The sequence below is a fragment of the Devosia sp. genome (assembly GCF_036406155.1).
GTDB lineage: Bacteria > Pseudomonadota > Alphaproteobacteria > Rhizobiales > Devosiaceae > Devosia_A.
In genome coordinates this window covers 1-3,161 of sequence record NZ_DASWVV010000084.1, presented here as the reverse complement: position 1 = coordinate 3,161, position 3,161 = coordinate 1, and the positions used below count along the sequence as shown (strand labels likewise).

General features: G+C 68.0%; 2 protein-coding genes and 1 pseudogene. 1 reads left to right on the top strand and 2 read right to left on the bottom strand.

Annotated elements, in window-relative coordinates:
- Positions 1-481, bottom strand: a pseudogene (locus VGD93_RS05420) (hypothetical protein); the annotation flags it as partial.
- A 47-nt stretch (positions 482-528) separates the two neighbouring features.
- Positions 529-1,818 carry an adenylosuccinate synthase gene (locus VGD93_RS05415; RefSeq protein ID WP_395009962.1) on the bottom strand — a complete coding sequence of 430 codons (1,290 nt, stop codon included), beginning with the start codon at positions 1,816-1,818 and terminating at the stop codon, positions 529-531.
- Between the two features lie 161 nt (positions 1,819-1,979).
- Here VGD93_RS05415 and VGD93_RS05410 point away from each other — a divergent pair, with 161 nt between their 5' ends.
- Positions 1,980-2,924: a DMT family transporter gene (locus tag VGD93_RS05410; RefSeq protein ID WP_395009960.1), complete on the top strand. Its 945-nt coding sequence runs from the start codon at positions 1,980-1,982 to the stop codon at positions 2,922-2,924.
- Positions 2,925-3,161 lie beyond the last annotated feature (237 nt).

Sequence of the window (3,161 nt, the reverse complement as noted above, 5' to 3'; positions counted from 1 at the left end):
CGTGCCTGCCGGCCGGGCGCGCTTCGTGCGGCGCGGCCGGATGCGGTTCGGGCCGCGCGGCCCGGGGCGCCTCGGCATCGCGGTTGGCGGCGATGATGATGTCTTCGATGGTGCCGCCCTGCGGCAACGGCCGCGGGCCTTCCTTGGCCACCAGCACCGGCTTGGCGGCCGGCCGGGTGCTCCCCGGCAGCGCCTTCTGGGCGGCGGGTTCGAAATAGACCGGCGGCTGCGGCGGCGCCTCGTGCCCGCCGCTCATGCCGGCGATCACGGCCTCGCTGGCTTCCTGCTCGACCTGGCGGATGCAATCCTCGAGCTGCAGCCGGTGCGCGGTGATGTCCCGCGCCGGCAGCGGCGGATTGATGGCGCGCAACTGGCCGACGAGAGCGGCGCGCGCCTTCTCGTAGACGGCACGCCGTGCAGCGCCGTTGTTCTCGGGCAGAGCCTCTACCGCCCTTCGTAACAGCTCTTTATAGTCCGCCATTCCGTACTTAACGCTCGCAATTTGCCGGGATGTTCTAGCAAAAAAACTCAGTCTTGGAACGGGTCATGAACCAGAATGGTATCCAGGCGCTCCGGGCTTGTGGACAGCAGCGCCACGGGGGCCCCGATCAGCTCCTCGATATACCGCACGTACTTGACCGCCTGCGCCGGCAATTCGGACCAGCTGCGCGCTCCAGCCGTGGTTTCGGACCATCCCTCCAACGTCTCGTAGATCGGCTTAACAGCAGCTTGTGCCCCCATTGAGGCAGGCAGATAGTCAATTTGTGACCCGTCGAGCTCGTAGCCGACGCACACCTTGATCTCCTCGAGGCCGTCGAGCACGTCCAGCTTGGTCAGCGCGATGCCGGTGATCCCGGACGTCCGCACCGTCTGGCGCACCAGCACCGCATCGAACCAGCCGCAGCGGCGCTTGCGCCCGGTCACGGTGCCGAACTCGCGCCCGCGCTGGCCGAGGAACTCGCCGACCTCCCCGGAATCCTCGGTGGGGAACGGCCCCTCCCCCACCCTGGTCGTGTAGGCCTTGGTGATCCCCAGCACGTAGCCGATGGAGGTCGGGCCCAGCCCGGAGCCGGCCGCGGCCTGCCCCGCGACGGTATTGGACGACGTGACGAACGGGTAGGTGCCGTGATCGTTGTCGAGCAGCGCGCCCTGCGCTCCCTCGAACAGGATGCGGGCGCCGGCCCGGCGCTTCTCGTCGAGCAGCCGCCACGCCTGGTCGACGAACGGCAGGATGGCGTCCCTCACCTGCATGAGCTCGTCGTACAGCGCCTGCGGCGCGAGCTCGGCGAGGTTCATGCCGCGCCGCAGCGCGTTGTGGTGGGTGAGCAGCCGCTCGATCTTGGCCATGAGCGTTTCGGGCTCGGCGAGGTCGCACACCCTGATGGCGCGCCTTCCCACCTTGTCCTCGTAGGCCGGCCCGATGCCGCGCTTGGTGGTGCCGATCTTGAGCCCGGCCGTGGCGTTTTCGCGGATGGCGTCGAGTTCGCGGTGCAGCGACAGGATCAGCGGCGCGTTCTCGGCGATCCTGAGCATGTCGGGGGTGACGTGCACGCCCTGGCCGCGGAGCTTGTCCAGTTCCGCCACGAAATGATGCGGGTCGAGCACGACGCCGTTGCCGATGACGCTGAGCTTGCCGCGCACCACGCCCGACGGCAGCAGGCTCAGCTTGTAGCTGACCCCGTCGATCACCAGCGTATGGCCGGCATTGTGGCCGCCCTGGTAGCGCACGACGACGTCGGCGCGCTCCGACAGCCAGTCGACGATCTTGCCCTTGCCCTCGTCGCCCCACTGGCTGCCGACGACCACCACATTTGTCATGAAAGCTCGTTCCCTGCTGCGCGCGGCGGTCCCGCGCCGGGCTGGGTGCTGGCGCTTTGCCGCGAAACCTGTCTTTAGTCCCGGCGCCCACCAGTGGGGCACCGGCTGACCCGGGCGCAAATCGCTGGTAAGACGCCGACGTTTAGACCAGAAGCTCGCCGATGACAAATCCACCCCGCACCCTGCCCGGCCGCCTTTTCGATTCCCTGATGCGCCGGCCCTACCTGGTGCTCACCCTCACCACCCTGTTCTGGGGCGGCAACGTCGTCGCCGGCAAGCTCGCCGTCGGCCATATCGACCCGCACGCGCTGATGATCCTGCGCTGGGGCGGGGCGCTGCTGGCGGTGCTGCCCTTCGCCATCCGCCCGCTGCAGCGCGACTGGCCGGCGATCCGCGGCAACCTGCCGCTGCTGCTGTTCTACGGCGCCATCGGCTACGCCACCTTCAACGTGCTGCTCTACCTCGCCGCCCACTTCACCTCCGGGGTCAACATCGCCATCGAGCAGGTGGTAGTGAACATCTTCGTCATGCTGCTCAACTTCGCCGTGTTCCGCACGCGTGTGCGGGCCCTGCAGCTGCTCGGGGTGGCCCTGACCATCCTCGGCGTCGCCATCACCGCGACGCATGGCGACCTCGGCCGCCTCCTCACCCTCGACATCAACGCCGGCGACGCGCTGATGGTGCTGGGGTGCCTTGCCTGGGCCGTATACTCGCTGATCCTGCGTTACCGGCCGGCGACCAACTGGCTGAGCTTCCTGGTCGTCACCTTCGTAGGCGCCGTGCTCGCCTCCTTCGCCTTCCAGTTCGCCATTGGCGGCGGCCCCGTCTACCTGGCGCAGGCCTTCGGCGAGATCACCTGGCAGGGCTGGCTGGTGGTGCTCTATACGGTGCTGTTTCCCTCGGTCATCTCGCAACTGCTGTATGTGCGCGGCGTCGAACTCATCGGCCCCAACCGCGCCAGCCTGTTCATCAACCTGATCCCGGTGTTCGGCACCATCGGCTCGGTACTGCTGCTCGGCGAGAGGCTGGAGACGTCCCACCTGTTCGCGGCCGGCCTGATCGTGGTCGGCCTCGTGCTGGCGGAGTGGGCGGTGCGGCGGCAGTAGCGCGCGCCCCCTCCCCGACCCTCCCCGCGCTTCGCGGGGGAGGGTGAAGGGTGCGTTGCGGCTGGCTCCGGCGGGTGACGGGTGCCTGCTGCCGGCCCTAGAGCGGTTCGGCTCTTTTTTGAATCGCAGGGGATTCCGGTTTTGGGGTGTTTGTGATTCAAGATGCTGACTGGTGAGGAGGCCAGCATCTGATGAGACCTCTTTCCAATGATCTTCGGGAGCGGGTTGTAGCGGCGG